Here is a 14,907-nt window from a genome sequence, read left to right on the forward strand (position 1 = left end):
TCCGCACCGACATGGTCGTTCGCCAGAACGCCATTGGCCGCGTTCGCCACGATCGCCGCGCCGCCTTCCGTCGCGGATTGACCGTCATTCACCGCAACCGGGATGTCGTCGACGACATTGACCTGAACCGTTGCGCTCGCCTGGCTGCCGTCCGTATCGGTGGCGACCACATTGATGCCGGTCAGGTTGATGACGTTCTGCCCACCCGCGTCGGGATGCGGGAAGTTGTCGAGCAGCGTCACATTGACTGTGGCGAACCCGTCGGTGCCCGCCAGGATCGGCAGCGACGATGCGACCAGGTCGATATGGATGGCATCGACGCCGTTGATCGAACCGGTGATCTGCGTCGGGCCGACGAGCGTCCAGACGATGTCGGCGCCGGCAACCCCGTTGACGTCCGCCGTGATTCCGGCGACCGACGTGAACGCCATCCCGGTGATGTTGTCCGAACCGGCATGGAACGATACCGTTCCGCTGCCGTCCTCGACATTGGTCGCGGCCGCGCTGCCGGTGGCATTGACGGTGCCGAGCCCTGCCTCGTCCACGGTGATGATCGCGTTCGTCAGCACCGACGGGTCAACCCCGTCGCTGATGGTGATATTCAGCGTCGTCTGCGAGGTGTCGCCGTCGCCGTCCTTCAGCGTGTAGGTGAAAGTGTCCGTCACCGGCGAAGCGTTGCTGATGTTGGCATTGGCAACGTAGCTGTAGGTCCCGTCCGCGCTCAGCGTCAGCGTGCCGTACTGGCCAACGACATGGAATTCTCCGCCCACCACCGTCGTCGCCCCGGCGCCGGTGACGCCACTCACCGAAGCGCCATCGGCGCCCTTAGTGTCGGCGCCAGCCGGATTGCCGTCGCTGCCAAGCCCGGCAATCACGTTGCCGTTCACCGTGCCGCCTTCCGTAACGCTGTCCGTATCGGCAACCGCCGTCGGCACGTCGTCGATGATAGCGACGGCAAAAGTGGTACTGGCCGAATCGCCGTCAACATCCGTAACCGTGACGCTGAAATTGTCGGGAACCGTGTCGCTGGGATCAAATCCGGTTGTCTGATCGGGATGGGTGACCGAATGGGTGACCGTATAATCGTAGTCGATGTGGCCGGTGTTGGGATCGAAGGAAAGGATCGTGATGTAGCCGAACTGGCCTGGAATCTGCTGGCCGGCAGCGGTGACGGCGACGCCGTTGATGACGATTGACCCGACCCCATCCGGCGCGTTGACACTGATCGATCCGACCCCGGAGGTTTCCGCACTACTCGGCGCGTTGCTACCCGGCGACTGTGACGGGCCGCCGTTGAGGCCGGTTTCACTGGCCGCCTGGTCCGGGGTGAGCAATGACGTGGCCACCACCGAAACCGGCCTGTCGACCAAAGACGGGAACAGCTCGCGATGATCCGGCTGACCGAACGCCAGATCCGTCGGCGGCAATAGCGCCGAGAGACCGAATCCGTCGCCGATACCGCCGGGCGGAATCGAGAAGTCTCCGCCGGCACTCGAGGGTGAACCGCCAGCGCCTGCCGATATCGATCCGTCGGCGCCGAAGGCGACGTCGACATGACTTGCTTCCAACGCCGCGATCAAGGCAACGCGAGGCACTTCGACATCGCCGATGATGAAGGTCGGCACGTTGAGGGCGCCGTCCTTGATGACGATCACCGAACCGTCCGCCTGCTCGAGCACGAGGTTATGGCCGTCGACCTTGATGTTGTCGATCGAGACGTTGGCCGGAAGCTTCACCACATGGTTGGCGTCGGCCACATATTCGTGCGGCGCGGCTGCCGCCGGGGCCTTGGCCTCCGCGGGTGCTTCCGGTTTGACGGGCGTGCCGTTGCCGACATCGACGGGAACCGGTTCAGCGGCGGCCGGGGCGGCCTTTTGCGCCGGGCTGGCCTCCGCGACCTGCATCTGCGCCTGCGACGGCAGGCCGTTATGTTGAGAGTGCTCGTCCCAGGAATGAGAGACGGTGTCCAAATCGTTACTGGTGGTCATAGCCAAACCCCTCCGGCATTTCCCGGAAAGAGACATGGGCCACTTCTACTTTGCAACTGTCCCGCAATCCGTTTCATATATCCTGGTATGCAGGCTTCGGCATTTTTTATGCGTGGTAAACTCGAAACATATAACCTGATATACATTGGCCAATGTGCAATCCGCTTGGCGGGGTCTGGCTTTGGTCGCTTGGTAAACAGAAGTATAAATTTGTATAAAATTTTACACAAAACAACTGACATGAAGTACAGAAAACTTATCCACCTTCATTTCCAATAATTTGAGACGAGATTGGTAGCGTCCACAGTCAAAGGTGGGCGTTATGACAAAAGAAAAATCTGCCCTGGGGGCAACCGGGCTCAAAGCGCTGCTGCTGGCAATCGGCATTTTCGGCCTGTCGCATCCATCGCTCGCCAGCACGTTCCCAGCCGGCGCGGATCGTGTCGATTCGCTGCTGGCGAACGTCGAAACGCCTCCTGCCCTCGGTGGCATTTCGCTGCTGCGGCCGCAGCCTTGGCAGCCGGCCTCGGCCTACAGGATAGGCATGGTTCTTGGCAGCTACGGTCCAGCCGCCAGCGATCAGGAAACCGGCCTTTCGGCGGTGCAAGGCAATGCCGGTATCGATCCCATCCAGACGGCGGCGATCATTCCCGGCGTGTTCGGATCGGTTGCGCTGTCCATGCATAATTTTCCGGTCTCCGCGCGTTGGGCGCCGGTCTACAAGGCAATCGTCGACTGTTCCGCGGGCACTGCGTGCGACGGCAAAAACAGCATCTTCACCGCGATCGTCAACGCCGCCTCGGTCAAGCGGTTTGTGGACAAGCTATCCTTCGTCAACTCGAGCATAAATCACGCGATCGCCTACAAGAAGGACAGCGTGGTTTACGGCAAGCTCGACTACTGGGCCAAGCCTTCCGAAATTCTCGAGCGGCGGGCGGGCGACTGCGAGGATTTCGCCATTCTCAAGATGGCGGCGCTGCTGCGTGCCGGCATTCCGGCGCAGAGCATGTCGCTCGTCGTCCTGCAGGATCGCAAGCGCGGTTTCTTTCATGCCGTGCTGTCGGTCAGCACCGGCAGCGGCGTCTTCATTCTGGACAGCCTGAGCAACGTCGTCTCGCGCGACAGCGATCTTCCAGACTACGTGCCATTGTACTCGTTCAGCACCGACCGCGCGTGGATCCACGGCACCAGGCCCGGCGCGGCCCAGGTCGCCGATATCAAGGGCGGACTTGCGACGGTCGCACCTGGCGAGGGCCTGCAGCCATAGCATAGCCAAGCGAAGCACCCGGTTCGGCACGCCTTCGCTCTCGTGTCGTCTCCCCGGAACTGGGGTCACTTTCGGGCGATAGGCACTAGCCGCCGAAAACGAAGGCCATCAGCAGCTCCGGTTCGAGCACCGGCGCTCGCACCGCATTCAATTGCCCCCGGTAGCGGCGGTCGCCCGCGCCGATGACGAAACCGGTGGCGACCGGCGTTTCGCCATTGGCGTCGAGCCGCGCGAATATGTCAGCGACATTGAGATCCAGGGCAAGCTTCAGGTCGTGGCGCGCATCTTCGCTTGGCGCGACCGGCAATTGACGCCTGACCAGTTGCTGGAACGGCGCGTTGAAAGTCAGGATCCTCTTCGACGATGAGAGCGCAAAAGCCGGCGACGGGCAGGCGACCAGAATGGCGTTGATCGTCTTGATCGACGCAAGCCTTCGCAAGGTCTGGTTTTCGTCGGCCAGTCCGCGCATGCAGGCCACCCGGATTGCCGATGTCAGGTTTCCTGTGTGGGCATGGCTTTCGGCGATCTCGTCGATCAGCATGCCGATCGTGCATTTGCGGCTTTCGGCCATCTGCTTCAGCGTGGTCCAGAATGCCCGCTCCAGACGAATGCCGCGTCGCGTGCCGCCACGCGCCACAACCCGGAATTCCAGCTCGAAATCCTCAGTCGCCATGGGTGGCAGCAGCCGCTCGCGATCGGCGGCGGGAGAGCTGATGTTATCGTTCACTCATTGCCTCCTCGCGTGCCTTGTTGATCGGCTTCAGCAGATAGGTGAGGATGGTCTTGCGTCCGGTCTTGATATCGACCGAACAGATCATGCCAGGGATGATCGAATAGGTCTTGCCATCCCGTGTCAGCGTCGACCTCTCGGTTGCGACGCGCACCTGATAGTAGGGCTCGCCCGTCTTCTGGTCGACCAGGCTGTCGGCGGTGATGTTGGAGACCTTGCCCTCGATGCCGCCGAAGATCGAGAAATCATAGGCGGTAATCTTGATCAGCGCGTCCTGGTCCGGCCGGATGAAGGCAACATCGCGCGGTGAAACCCGCGCTTCGACCAGCAGGGTCTCGGATGTCGGCACGATGCCGGCCACGACCGCGCCGGGCTGCACGAAGGCGCCGACCGTGTTGATGTCAAGCGTGTTGACGATGCCGTCGACAGGCGAGCGGATGTCCGTGCGCGCCACCTTGTCGGTGGCGCCGCGTATGGTCTCATCCACGACCGAAAGATCGGCCAGCGCCTGGGTCAGGTCGCTCAGCGCCTCCTGTTGCAGCTGCAGGCCGAGTTCGTTGACTTGAAGCTGGGCTTCGGTGATGGCCGCCTTGGCTTTCTTGACGGTTTCACCGGCGAGGTTCAGCTGCCCATGCAGTTCGGTCTGCTCCCGCTCGACGCGGATCTGCTCGGTCCTGGCCATCAGCCCCTTCTTGACCATGGATTCGACCAGCGCCGTTTCCCGGTCGCTGACTTCGAGGTTCTTGGTGAGGCGATCGAGATTGGCGTTGGCTTCGTCCAATTCGTTCAGGCGCTGATCGAGGCGCGACTTGAGGACCGACAGCTTGACCTGGAAGTTGTCACGGCGCGCAACGAGCAGCTTCTGCTCGTTGTCGCAGATTTCCGGCGCGACCTTCTGGATTTCGGCCGGACAGGGAAATGGACCGTCGATATTGCCGGTCTGCTCGAATTTCAGCCGTGCAATGCGCGTCTGGAGCGCCCGTGCCTTGGCCTGTTGCTCGCCGAGGCTGGACGTGTTCATCGTGTTGTCGAGGCGGATGATGAGATCGTTCTTCTTGACGATCTGCCCGATCTTCACGGCAATTTCCTGAACGACGCCCGGCTCGCTGGCCTGGATGATCTGGGTCTTGGAAGCCGGTATGACCTTGCCTTCGCCGCGCGCGATTTCGTCGACCTCGGCAAAGGACGCCCAGGCGATGGAAGACACAAAGAGTGCCCCTATGATGAACAAGGACGCCGACGCGAAAAGCGGCGGCCGGTCTTCCCTTGCAAGCATGTCCTAACCCCAACGCATTGAATGCGTTCAATAAGTCTGTTTTTCAGGTGCTTGTTTTCTGCAGCGCCTGTATCACTTGGTCCTTTGGTCCATCGGCAACGATCTTGCCTTGCTCGATGACGATAAGACGGTCGGCCAGTTCGAGCATGCTGAAGCGATGCGTTGAAATGATCAGCGTCGTGTTCCGGTCGAAAGCCACTTTGAGCTGCTTGATCAGCTGCCGCTCGGAGGCCAGGTCCATCGAACCCGACGGCTCGTCCAGGAAGACGATTTTCGGTCTGGTCAGCAACAGACGGGCAATCGCCATCGTCTGCCTTTGGCCGCCCGAGAGATTGGTGCCGCGCTCGCCGACATTCATGTCGTAGCCACGCGGGTGACGGGAGACGAAATCGTCGACGCCGGCAGCCTTTGCCGCTTCGACGATCTGCTCATCGGTCGCCTCCGGACATGCCATCAGGAGGTTTTCCTTGATGGTGCCCGAAAACAGATCGTTGGCCTGCGCGACGATCCCGACCGCGGCGCGAACCTCCGAAGGGTGGTATTGGCGGATGTCGATCCCGTCCAGCAGCAGCTCGCCTGACGTCGGCAGGAAGAGCCTGCCGATCAGCCGGCCCATCGTTGTCTTTCCCGAACCTATGCGGCCGATGATGCCGATGCGCTCACCTGGCTTCACCGAGAAATTCAGACCGGTCAGGACCTCGTTCTCGGAGCCCGGATAGACAAAACCGACATTCCTGAACACCATGGCGCCGTTGCGAATGGGCCGGTTGACGAAACCCACCGTATCCGGGCGATCCTCCGGCTGCGCCATGATCGAGTTCACCATGCGCAAGGAGAGCATGGCCTGGCGAAGCCTGGACAAGGTGATGGCGATCTGGCCGAGTGGAGACACCGCCCGGCCGGCCAGCATCACGGTGCCGATAATGGCTCCGGTGGAGACGTGTCCTTCCGAGAAGGCGTAGGCGCCTGCCACGATCAGGGCGACGGTGACCATTTGCTGGATGGCCTGCGTTATGTTGCCGGCCGCCGCCGAAAGCTGCTTGATCTTCTCGGATGTGTTGGACGCGTTCTTGGAGTGCTCTCCCCATTTTCGCAACAGATACGCCTCGGCCCGCAGCGACTTGATCGTCTCCAGTGTGGAGATGGATTCGACCAGCAGGGCCTGCCGCTGCGAGGCCTCGTTCATGGAGGCCGCGACACGCTTGCCGATGCGCCGTTGCGTGATCAGCCCGACGATCACGGAAGCCACGAAGGCCAGCGCCGGTATGATGACCAGCCATCCGCCAATCGCATAGATGACCAGGAGAAAAACGAACACGAAGGCGGTGTCGATAAACACGCTTATGGTGTTGGACGTGAAGAATTCGCGCACGAATTCATACTGTGTCACCCGATTTGCATATTCGCCTGTCGAGCCTGGCCGCGCCGACAGGGACGAGTTCAGCACTTTCTCGAACAGCAAATAGGAAATGCGCAGATCCGCCTTGCGCCCGGCATAGTCGATGAGGGACGCTCTGGCGGTCTTCAGGAGCAGGTCGAACAGGATCACCGCGGCGATGCCGATCGACAGCACCCACAGCGTCGATATCGCCTTGTTCGGCAAGATCCTGTCATAGACGTTCATGGTGAAGATCGGCGAGGCGATGGCCAGCATGTTGATGAAGATTGCCGCCAGGATAACCTTCGAATAGGTGCGCCAGAACGGACCCATCGTCCCCGTCAGCCAATGTCGCCGCTCGATCTTCGGCGCCGAACCGACATTCATCCCTTCGGCAGTGTTGGCGTATGTGATCGAGAAGGAAACGCCGCCACTGATGTAGCTGGCGGCCAATTCGGATTTCGTGATGGTTACGCGGCCGTCTTCCTGGGGAGCGGTCGTGAATGCGCCGTCCTCCGTTTCGGCCAGCAGGGCAACCGGCAATTGACTGACGCGAAACACGATGGCGGGGAGGTCGATGCGTCCCCGAAGAAACTCGCGATGGCTGAATTCGGTGATTTCGAGGCCGATGCGCTCGGCAATATGCCGGATGGCTTCGATGTCGATATGCATGTCCGACAGCGGCACGCCGGCGAACAGCACCGTTTGCGCGCTCGGCCTGCCGAGATACCCGGCAACGGCCGAGAAGCAGGCCTTGAACGCCTCCTTCGGGGAGAGGATGTTAGGTTGCTGGTTCACGATCTGCCCTTAGGGACTTTCGATCGGTCCTTACATTCGCTTACTTTTTCCTGACCGGTGCCAGGATATCGAATGGCAGGTCGTTCTTCTGTTCCGACGGCGTGCGCGCATAGGTTTCCGTGTCGGCCGTTTCCGGTGCGCCGAACTCGGTCCGCGCATAGGCCGCGGCCTGTTTTGGCGGGCGGATGTCCATCGTTTTCAGCAACTGGCCGGTGGCCGCGAGAAGCCGGTATTGGGCAAAGAGAGAGGCGTAGGATGCTGTGTCGGCCAGTGTCGCCGTGTTGAAACGCGTATTCTGCGCATCCAGCACATCGAGCAGCGAGCGCTGCCCGACCTTGAATTGCTCGCGATAGGACGCGACCAGCTTCTCGTTGGAAGCGGCCTGCAGCTTCAGCGTCTTTGCCAGGTCGGCTTGCCGGAAGCGGCGATCCCACGATGTACGAACGGCTTCTTCGATTTCCCGCAGCACCTGGTGCTGCGCAAGCCGCTGCTCGCTGGTGCGGCGGATCTGCTCTTGCTCATTGGCCTTGTCGATGCCGCCCCTATAAAGGTTCCACCGCAGCACCAGGCGTGCCTGCAGGTCGGATGTGTCGCCATTGTCACCGTCGATGTCATACCCAGCCCGAGCGACGCCTTCGGCGACGACCGAGGGGCCGTATTTCGCGCGAGCCGCATCCACCAGCGAGGCCGCGGCGGCGATATCGCTGTTGGCCATATGGACGCGCGGATTGCTCTCCCGCGCAAGGCCAATCGCATCGTCCAGAGACCTTGGCAGCGCGCCGGAAACATCGACCGGCCTCGATGCATTGGTCAACGGCTTCCCGACGGTCTTGAAGAACCGGATCCTCGAGGCCTCCAGCTCCTCCGACGCTTCCTGCATGCGGGCCTTGGCCGCGAACAGGCGCTCTTCGGCCTGTTGCCGGTCGGCCTCGTTCAACCCGCCGCCAGCAATGCCTTCCTGGATGTCGTGGAGGATTGCTTGGTGGAAGCCCAGGTTCTTCTTTGCCTCTGCCACGATCGAAGCCTGAAGCATGTATTCGAGGTAGTCCTGGACAACCGAGAGTCCGATGAATTCAGACCGCTCCAGCACACGAAACGACGCGCCGTCGACGCGCGAGGCCTGGCGGTTCAATTCGGCCCGCCTTGCGCCGCTGTCGTAGAGCGTCTGCGAAACCGTCAGATCGGTTTCCGCCGGATAAAGTGCGTCATGCTCTATCGAGAGCGCGCGCCGGGAGGAATTGTCGAGACGGCGAGCCCCGGCCGACGCTTCCACGTCGACGCTGGGAAGATAGAGGCCCTTGGCCTGACGCAGCTCGAACTCGATTGCTTCGCGATTTTCTATGGCCTGGCCGATTTCGGGATTGGATTCGACGGCGACCGCCATCGCTTCCTTGAGCGTAAGCGCACTCGCACTAGCGCAGGTCAGCATCGTAGCCGCCATCAAAAGACCAAGGCCCTTGCCCACAGTCGAGATGTTTCTCGTATTCATTTTAACCCGCCCCAACATTTCCCCTGCGCCCTTTTGCGGGCGCTGATCCAAGCCTGACCTTGTCTCAGGCGACTATCCAACAATTTCAAGAAAATATGTGAGTTATTATTAATATAGGGGAGCCCGAATCGCTCATCTGAGCCATAAGGTTGGGAAATGTAGCAAAAATGGCACAAAAATGGGTTGGCTGCGGCTTCAGCCAATCGCCGCCTTTTGTGGAAAAGTCCAGGCGCACATACGGCTCGATGCCGGCAGAATCGTATGAAGCCTGCATGGGCCGGAAGGCAGCCGCGGAAATTTGGCGGCGTTCGGCCAAGATCATGCGACCACGGCATGAACGGCCGATACTGAATTGAGGGCTGCCCGAATGAACTGCCAAGCACGGCCATAGTGGCGCCCTCGCGTTAAGCCTCGGTCAATCTCTGCAATCTATGCTGATGCCAGATTGTCGAGGTCAAAATGAAGCGCAGGCCGATACTACTCTTCGCTTTTCCGGCTTTCATCCTGGTGGTTTTGGCCTGCGAGCGAATGGCGACCATGCTGCTCGGGAGCTATCCCGCCAGCCCCGCCATGTGGAGGATCTGGCTTGAACTGCGCCCCTTGTCGGCGATGTTCTGGCAACAGATCGACCCGTATCTCCACGGTTCGATGGCCCTGGATGCCGTCATCCTGGTTGCCGCGGCACTGGTGTTCTGGAGCGCTTGCCGTGTGAGACCGGCGGCCGCCTTCTTCCTGGCCAACCACGTCGCCTTGCTCTTTGCCGGACTGATGATCGCGTCCAGCAGTCATTCGGAGACGGCGAGCACGGTCGCGGCATTTCCGATGTCCAACGGCCTCCAATTCGCCCTGAAGATCGATTTTACCTGGCAGAACAGCCTGGTGCTCGTCCTGGGCTTCGCGGCCTGCGCGTACTGTCACGTCGCGTTCCTTCGCGAGACGCGACTGCGCGGTGAGGCTCTGGCCCTGCGTCTCATGGCTTTAGGACGGGATCTTTAGTCTGGCATGGGGCGTTTCGAAAACGTCCGGACGTCGGTAACCGCATGAGGCTCGGCTCCGTCCGGCTTCACCGGAACCCGATACGCCTCAATTGATCTTGCGATAATAGACCTTGCCGTCCGGCGTTTCCGTTCGCTGGTAGGCGGGGTTCGGGCCGGGGGGCGCAGCGGCAACCCTTCTCTTGGGTGGCCGCGGCGTATCGGCAATTGCAGGTTCCGCCGCGACTTCGGTGTCCGGAGCAGCTTCCGCCACGGTACTCGTCGTGACGACGGGCTCCGGCGCGCCCGAGACGTCAGCGTCGCGCGCCGAGGGCGGGTTTTGTTGCAACCGGGCTATGCTGCCGTTGATTTCGTTGAAATTGCCCTGCAATTGGCTGTCCAGCTTTTCGAACCGGCTCTGAAAACCGTTGTTGACCGTATCGAGCCGGGCGACGATCCGCTGCTCGAACGCGCCGAGCTCCTCGAGACGTCCCTCCACGGTGCGCAGGTCGCTGATGCCGCGATAGAGGTAGATGGCGGCGGTTGCGTTCAGTACGGCAAACAGGGTCAATCCAACGCCGACGACGACCGCCAGCCGCGACCGGCTCGCATCCCTGCCGAGCAGTTGCGGTTCAACCTGCTCGGCCGAGACAGTCGGTACATGCGGGTCGCTGATCGTCGTCATTGAACCACCACCTTGGTGCCAACTGGCACGCGCTTGAAAAGATCGATCACATCCGTGTTGGTAAGGCGAAAGCAGCCCGACGTGCCATCGAATCCCACGCCCGAGGGATCGTTGGTGCCATGGATGCGATAGAGCGTATCGCGTCCGTCCCGCAGCAGATACAGCGCCCGCGCGCCCAAGGGGTTATAGGGACCCGACGGCACCAGCTCCGGCAGTTCCGGTTGGCGGGCGCGCATTTCCCGGGGCGGGCGCCACTGCGGCCATTCCGTCTTGGCGCCGACCTTCACCACCCCGGTCCAGCCAAATCCGTCACGCCCGACGCTGATCTGGTAACGCAATGCCTGGCCCTGGCGGGTCACCAGGTAAAGCGCCTTCTCGCTCTTGCGGATGATGATCGTTCCCGGCTGTTCGGTGGTCGCGAAGGCAACCGCCTTGCGCAGGCTGGGCCCCATCGCCGGCAGCGGCGGCCGATCCGAAAGCCCCGACCGCGCCTCGGCGAAGCCCTGGGCGGACATCGCCAGCAGCAGGCCGAGCGCGCAGGCGCCGGCCAGCCTGGGCACGAGGCCTTCTCTACCGGGCAGCGTCATCGAGCCGCTCTTTGAACATCTTCTTCAGATCCTTGTTGAAGCGCGCCCGGCCATCCACTTCGGAGGGCAGGATCGCCCGGTTCAAGGCATCGGTCAAAAGAGCGTTGTCCAGCGCGACCGATTTGATGTGCGGCGCCTTGAATATCTTCTCGAGCTCGCTGCGCGAAAAATGGTTCCCGAACCATTTGCGCTTGTGCTTGTTGGCGACGAGGGTGATGCTGACCGCATTGCCGCGCAGTTCGCGGATCTTCTTGTAGAGTCGCTTGCCTTGCCGCAGCGAAGCGACGTTGAGTTCGAAGACGATGAAGATCTCGTCGCTGGTCGACAGCACCGAATTGTGCCAGGGCGTTTCGATATTGGGCAGGTCGATGACGATGTCGTCGAAGCGGTAGGCGACGAGGTCCAGGAGCCGGAAGACGAAATCGCTGCCGTGCGGCTCGAAGGGCAGTTGCGGCCTCTCGAACGCATAAAGGGTGAGACCGGAGGGGCGCGTGAGCTTGATGACATCCATCAGCTCGACGTCCAGCCTTTCCGGCTGATTGATAATGCCCGCCAGATCGAACTGGTTGAACAGATTGAGATAGGCGCCGCAATTGGCGCTCTGGAAGTCGAGATCGACCAGGCAGGTCGAAGCCGCGCGCTCAGTCGATTTCGAGGCGAGGAATTCGGCCGCCGAAAGCGCCAGCGTCGTGGCGCCGGCGCCGCCGCTGGCGCTGATGAAGGTGACGATCCGGCTTTTGGTGCCCTGGTTGCCGGTATCGTGGAAGGTCACCGCATTGAGCAGTTCCTTGCCGTCGAGCGGCTTGTGCAGCCAGTCCGAGGCGTTCATGCGCACCAGCACGCGCGTCTGTTCCGACGTCAGCTCATCGGAAACCGCGATCAGCGGCACCGTCGCCCACAGCGCGCGCGCCTCGACAATCCCGGGCTTGCCGAGCAGCGCGCCAGCGCCGAGATCGAGGATGACGATGCCGGGACGCGTATCGGCGGGCGGACCTTTGAGAAAATCATCCGTCTCGGAAACCCTGACGTCATAGATCGCCAGCGCATCGAGCCGCGTCGCCACATCGCGCTTGAAATTCGGATCCGACGAAAACAGCGCCACCTGCTTGCGCTTGGTCGGTGTAACCTTGGTGTTGATGGCGTTCATGGCCAGGTGCTCTTCATGTCTTCGCCCGTGACCGTGCTCAGCATGGAGGGCATGGTGATGTTTCCGAACCCGAGCAGTCCGCCCAGGAAAAAGAATTGAAAGGGATGCCCTACGATGCTGACTGTGATGGTCGGCACGGGGCCATTCGGGCGTGTCCAGTAGCCGAGGCCGGAGGCTTGATATTGTACCTTGACTTCGGACTTAGCCAGCGTTGGCAGGAATGTCTGCATTCCGGCGCGGCCGCTGCTGCCTGTATAGATGAAATCGAAGGAAGCCTGGCTCGTGGCGAGGCTCTGGCAGGTGGCTCCTGTTCCGCAAACGCAAGACACGACGCCGGCGGTGTCGGCCGTGCATATGTAGTTGTATGTGTTGGCCGGCACGGCGGTTCCAACCAGCGTCGCATCGCTGGGTGTCTTCGCCTCCAGGGCAAGTCCACTGGCGACCGGTGTTGAAATCTGCGCCAGCCTGGCGCCCATCTGCACCGCCTTGTTGGCGGCGTTCCATTGGTAGAAGGCGTATCCAAAGTCAACGAAGCCGAGCAGAAGGGTCAGCAGCAACGGCACGACAATGGCCATTTCGACCATCGTTGCGCCGGACTGGTCCGAGCTAAACCCAATGCGTGCCGTCACCATCCGAAGACGCGCTCCTGATGCGATGCCGTTATGTTGAGGGTTCCGAAACCCAGATAGCCCCAGAGCCCGATACCATTGTAGGGTACTGACGTGCTGACCGTGACGACATCCACATTGGCGCCGCTGCTGAGATAAAGCTCTGTTCCGGTGGCGGCGTCCACAGCAAGCGTATGGCTCACATTGACCGCCACCTGCGGCGTCGTCCAGTTGGGAACCCTTGCGCTGCCGCCCGTAATCGAGCCACTCACCGCAAGGTTCGTTCCATTCAAAACGCAATTGGCCCAGGTGCTGTCGTTGCAGCGCGCCATGTAACGCGCTCCATCCTCGACGCCGGCTTCGAGCAGCAGGCGCGTGTTTAGTATGTTGGAGAATTCGAAGACGCCCGCCGACAGCAGCAGCACGAACGGAGTCACGAGCGCCATTTCAACCATGGCGGCGCCTTGTTCGTCGCCGTGAAACCGCCGGATGAATTGTCTGAGTGTGATGAACATGACGCTACCGGTACAGTTGGGCTTCGTTGCGCTGAAGCTTCTTCAGCGTGTTCTGACCGACGACCGTGCTGATATCCTGCATCTCACCATAGATGTCGGCATCAGGCGCCCCGCCAGCCGGCTCGGTGATGAACACGCTGCCAAAGGCCTGCACCGGCAAGGTCTGTCCGCCGCCTTGGACAGCATTGGCCGCGCAGTCGATGATCGCGACGTAGAGCAGCCGCCTGTCTGCTCCTTGCGTCGTCGTATTGCACTGTGGGGCCGTCGCCTCCTGGCCGCTCTTCAAGGCCGGATTGCTGATTTCATACTTGTAGACACAGTACCGGCTGGGGCTTGCGCCGCAGGCCGTCAGCACCCCGGAAGTGCTCGCATTGCCATGGTTGACGGTCCAGTACCCGGAGAAATCCCAGTTGCCGTCGCCGAGTACCCCCGCCTGCGCACAAGTTCCAGAGGTAAAGCAATTGTCCCTGGGCAGTGCCTCGTAGTTTTTTGCCTGTCCGCTGTTGGGTGCGCTGTAACTGCAATTATTCTTGCCTGCGTTTGAAACAACCATGCCCTTTCGAACATTTGGCGCCGGCGGATTGATGGTGGGATCGGTCTTGTACGGCCCACCATTGTCGTAAATGTCGAAGCGAGTATTGATGCCGGCGTCCACGGGAGGAATGTTGCCTGGGCGTGTCGTTACTCCGTTCTGGCTATAGCAGGCGGGCGGATTCGTAACGGCGAACATTTCGGTAATCGCGGCCGTATTCTTGTCTCCCTCCGGCGACGACAGAAATCCGTAATTGCCTGGGCCGTATTGGGCGCTGGCGCCGCCCTGCTGTTCCTTCAGCCAGATCATCGGTTTCTTGGTGCCGGACAGTGCCGTCTGAAGCGCGCCGATATTGGCGTAGGGATTGCAGATGAACATCGGTGTGAACTGGCACAGCGCGTTGGTGAAACCCGCCACGGCTTGCGTCTGCACATTGAATCCATTGCTGCCGCCAAGAAAGCTAGCCGGAAAGATCGCCGCGAAAGCGGTGGGGTTCACCGTCACTTCGACAAATTTCGCTAGTTTGGGGTCGGTGGTGCTCCAATTTTTGCCATTGGCGTCGACGCCCGCAGCGTCGAGCGCGATACTGTCGTCAGCGGGTATCCCGCTCAGGTACGTCACGGTCAGGTCAGCCGGGCCAAGTTGGTGATTGCCCGAGGTGGAGAATCTTGTCGTGTTGGAGTCGGCGTTGGCGAGGAGACTGTCACGTACCCGATTGGCCCGAGTGATCGCATCGGGGTTGCCGTCCAGCTCTGCCGCCATGGCAAGCGCATAGGCGTCGGCGCCCTTCTGCATGTCGTTGTGCAGTCCGTTGGCCCGGCTCATGTCGATGGCGAGCAGCGCGAAGCCGATAAGCACGGGCAGCATAATGGCCACGAGGATCATCGCTACGCCGCGTTGATCGTTCCAGAAGGCACGAATGGTCCCCAACAT

The 14,907-nt window shown here is 61.2% G+C and carries 13 protein-coding genes; 2 read left to right on the top strand and 11 right to left on the bottom strand.

Features of this window, described 5'->3' with window-relative positions; genetic code table 11:
* On the bottom strand, positions 1-1,988 hold a 1,988-nt coding region (locus tag FJV83_RS00005; RefSeq protein ID WP_210249397.1), incomplete at its 3' end, for an Ig-like domain-containing protein.
* A 322-nt stretch (positions 1,989-2,310) separates the two neighbouring features.
* On the opposite strand from FJV83_RS00005, the gene FJV83_RS00010 reads away from it, so the two are divergent.
* Positions 2,311-3,255 (top strand): transglutaminase-like cysteine peptidase, encoded by a 945-nt coding sequence (locus FJV83_RS00010; RefSeq protein WP_095775445.1) that lies wholly within the window; start codon positions 2,311-2,313, stop codon positions 3,253-3,255.
* 85 nt (positions 3,256-3,340) lie between these two features.
* On the opposite strand, the gene FJV83_RS00015 is transcribed toward FJV83_RS00010, so the two are convergent.
* Genes FJV83_RS00015 through FJV83_RS00030 form a run of 4 tightly spaced genes read right to left on the bottom strand, consistent with a single transcriptional unit; the run spans position 3,341 to position 8,926 of the window.
* Complete coding sequence (locus FJV83_RS00015) at positions 3,341-3,982, bottom strand: ribbon-helix-helix domain-containing protein (protein WP_179296549.1); 642 nt, start codon at positions 3,980-3,982, stop codon at positions 3,341-3,343.
* A complete protein-coding gene (locus FJV83_RS00020; RefSeq protein ID WP_142886905.1) occupies positions 3,972-5,261 on the bottom strand; it encodes an HlyD family type I secretion periplasmic adaptor subunit in 1,290 nt (429 codons plus the stop codon). Before FJV83_RS00020 ends, FJV83_RS00015 begins: the two co-directional genes overlap by 11 nt.
* A gap of 43 nt (positions 5,262-5,304) precedes the next feature.
* Positions 5,305-7,437 (bottom strand): type I secretion system permease/ATPase, encoded by a 2,133-nt coding sequence (locus FJV83_RS00025; RefSeq protein WP_095775448.1) that lies wholly within the window; start codon positions 7,435-7,437, stop codon positions 5,305-5,307.
* Positions 7,438-7,477: 40 nt separating this feature from the next.
* Positions 7,478-8,926 carry a TolC family protein gene (locus tag FJV83_RS00030; protein WP_142886906.1) on the bottom strand — a complete coding sequence of 483 codons (1,449 nt, stop codon included), beginning with the start codon at positions 8,924-8,926 and terminating at the stop codon, positions 7,478-7,480.
* A gap of 459 nt (positions 8,927-9,385) precedes the next feature.
* Between FJV83_RS00030 and FJV83_RS00035 the strand changes: the two genes are divergently transcribed.
* Positions 9,386-9,922 (top strand): hypothetical protein, encoded by a 537-nt coding sequence (locus FJV83_RS00035; RefSeq protein ID WP_142886907.1) that lies wholly within the window; start codon positions 9,386-9,388, stop codon positions 9,920-9,922.
* Positions 9,923-10,009: 87 nt separating this feature from the next.
* On the opposite strand, the gene FJV83_RS00040 is transcribed toward FJV83_RS00035, so the two are convergent.
* Genes FJV83_RS00040 through FJV83_RS00065 form a run of 6 tightly spaced genes read right to left on the bottom strand, consistent with a single transcriptional unit; the run spans position 10,010 to position 14,907 of the window.
* Positions 10,010-10,585: a hypothetical protein gene (locus FJV83_RS00040; RefSeq protein ID WP_142886908.1), complete on the bottom strand. Its 576-nt coding sequence runs from the start codon at positions 10,583-10,585 to the stop codon at positions 10,010-10,012.
* On the bottom strand, positions 10,582-11,172 hold the full coding sequence (locus tag FJV83_RS00045; RefSeq protein WP_142886909.1) for a L,D-transpeptidase: 591 nt from the start codon (positions 11,170-11,172) through the stop codon (positions 10,582-10,584). The genes FJV83_RS00040 and FJV83_RS00045 overlap by 4 nt, the downstream gene beginning before the upstream one ends.
* Positions 11,156-12,319, bottom strand: coding sequence for an AAA family ATPase (locus FJV83_RS00050; RefSeq protein WP_142886910.1), 1,164 nt, complete (start codon positions 12,317-12,319; stop codon positions 11,156-11,158). The genes FJV83_RS00045 and FJV83_RS00050 overlap by 17 nt, the downstream gene beginning before the upstream one ends.
* Positions 12,316-12,951 carry a TadE/TadG family type IV pilus assembly protein gene (locus FJV83_RS00055; protein ID WP_142886911.1) on the bottom strand — a complete coding sequence of 212 codons (636 nt, stop codon included), beginning with the start codon at positions 12,949-12,951 and terminating at the stop codon, positions 12,316-12,318. The genes FJV83_RS00050 and FJV83_RS00055 overlap by 4 nt, the downstream gene beginning before the upstream one ends.
* Positions 12,945-13,442, bottom strand: a complete 498-nt coding sequence (locus FJV83_RS00060) for a TadE/TadG family type IV pilus assembly protein (RefSeq protein WP_142886912.1) — start codon at positions 13,440-13,442, stop codon at positions 12,945-12,947. Before FJV83_RS00060 ends, FJV83_RS00055 begins: the two co-directional genes overlap by 7 nt.
* A 4-nt stretch (positions 13,443-13,446) precedes the next feature.
* On the bottom strand, positions 13,447-14,907 hold the full coding sequence (locus tag FJV83_RS00065; RefSeq protein WP_185973458.1) for a pilus assembly protein TadG-related protein: 1,461 nt from the start codon (positions 14,905-14,907) through the stop codon (positions 13,447-13,449).

Origin of the sequence: Mesorhizobium sp. WSM4307 (assembly GCF_007003945.1) — a bacterium.
Taxonomy (GTDB): domain Bacteria; phylum Pseudomonadota; class Alphaproteobacteria; order Rhizobiales; family Rhizobiaceae; genus Mesorhizobium.

What these genes read in the sequence shown, in the direction of transcription:
- FJV83_RS00010 (WP_095775445.1), top strand. Translation starts at nt 2,311, where the DNA reads ATGACAAAAGAAAAATCTGCCCTGGGGGCAACCGGGCTCAAAGCGCTG.
- FJV83_RS00020 (WP_142886905.1), bottom strand. Translation starts at nt 5,261, where the DNA reads ATGCTTGCAAGGGAAGACCGGCCGCCGCTTTTCGCGTCGGCGTCCTTG.
- FJV83_RS00030 (WP_142886906.1), bottom strand. Translation starts at nt 8,926, where the DNA reads ATGAATACGAGAAACATCTCGACTGTGGGCAAGGGCCTTGGTCTTTTG.
- FJV83_RS00035 (WP_142886907.1), top strand. Translation starts at nt 9,386, where the DNA reads ATGAAGCGCAGGCCGATACTACTCTTCGCTTTTCCGGCTTTCATCCTG.
- FJV83_RS00040 (WP_142886908.1), bottom strand. Translation starts at nt 10,585, where the DNA reads ATGACGACGATCAGCGACCCGCATGTACCGACTGTCTCGGCCGAGCAG.
- FJV83_RS00045 (WP_142886909.1), bottom strand. Translation starts at nt 11,172, where the DNA reads ATGACGCTGCCCGGTAGAGAAGGCCTCGTGCCCAGGCTGGCCGGCGCC.
- FJV83_RS00050 (WP_142886910.1), bottom strand. Translation starts at nt 12,319, where the DNA reads ATGAACGCCATCAACACCAAGGTTACACCGACCAAGCGCAAGCAGGTG.
- FJV83_RS00055 (WP_142886911.1), bottom strand. Translation starts at nt 12,951, where the DNA reads ATGGTGACGGCACGCATTGGGTTTAGCTCGGACCAGTCCGGCGCAACG.
- FJV83_RS00060 (WP_142886912.1), bottom strand. Translation starts at nt 13,442, where the DNA reads ATGTTCATCACACTCAGACAATTCATCCGGCGGTTTCACGGCGACGAA.
- FJV83_RS00065 (WP_185973458.1), bottom strand. Translation starts at nt 14,907, where the DNA reads ATGTTGGGGACCATTCGTGCCTTCTGGAACGATCAACGCGGCGTAGCG.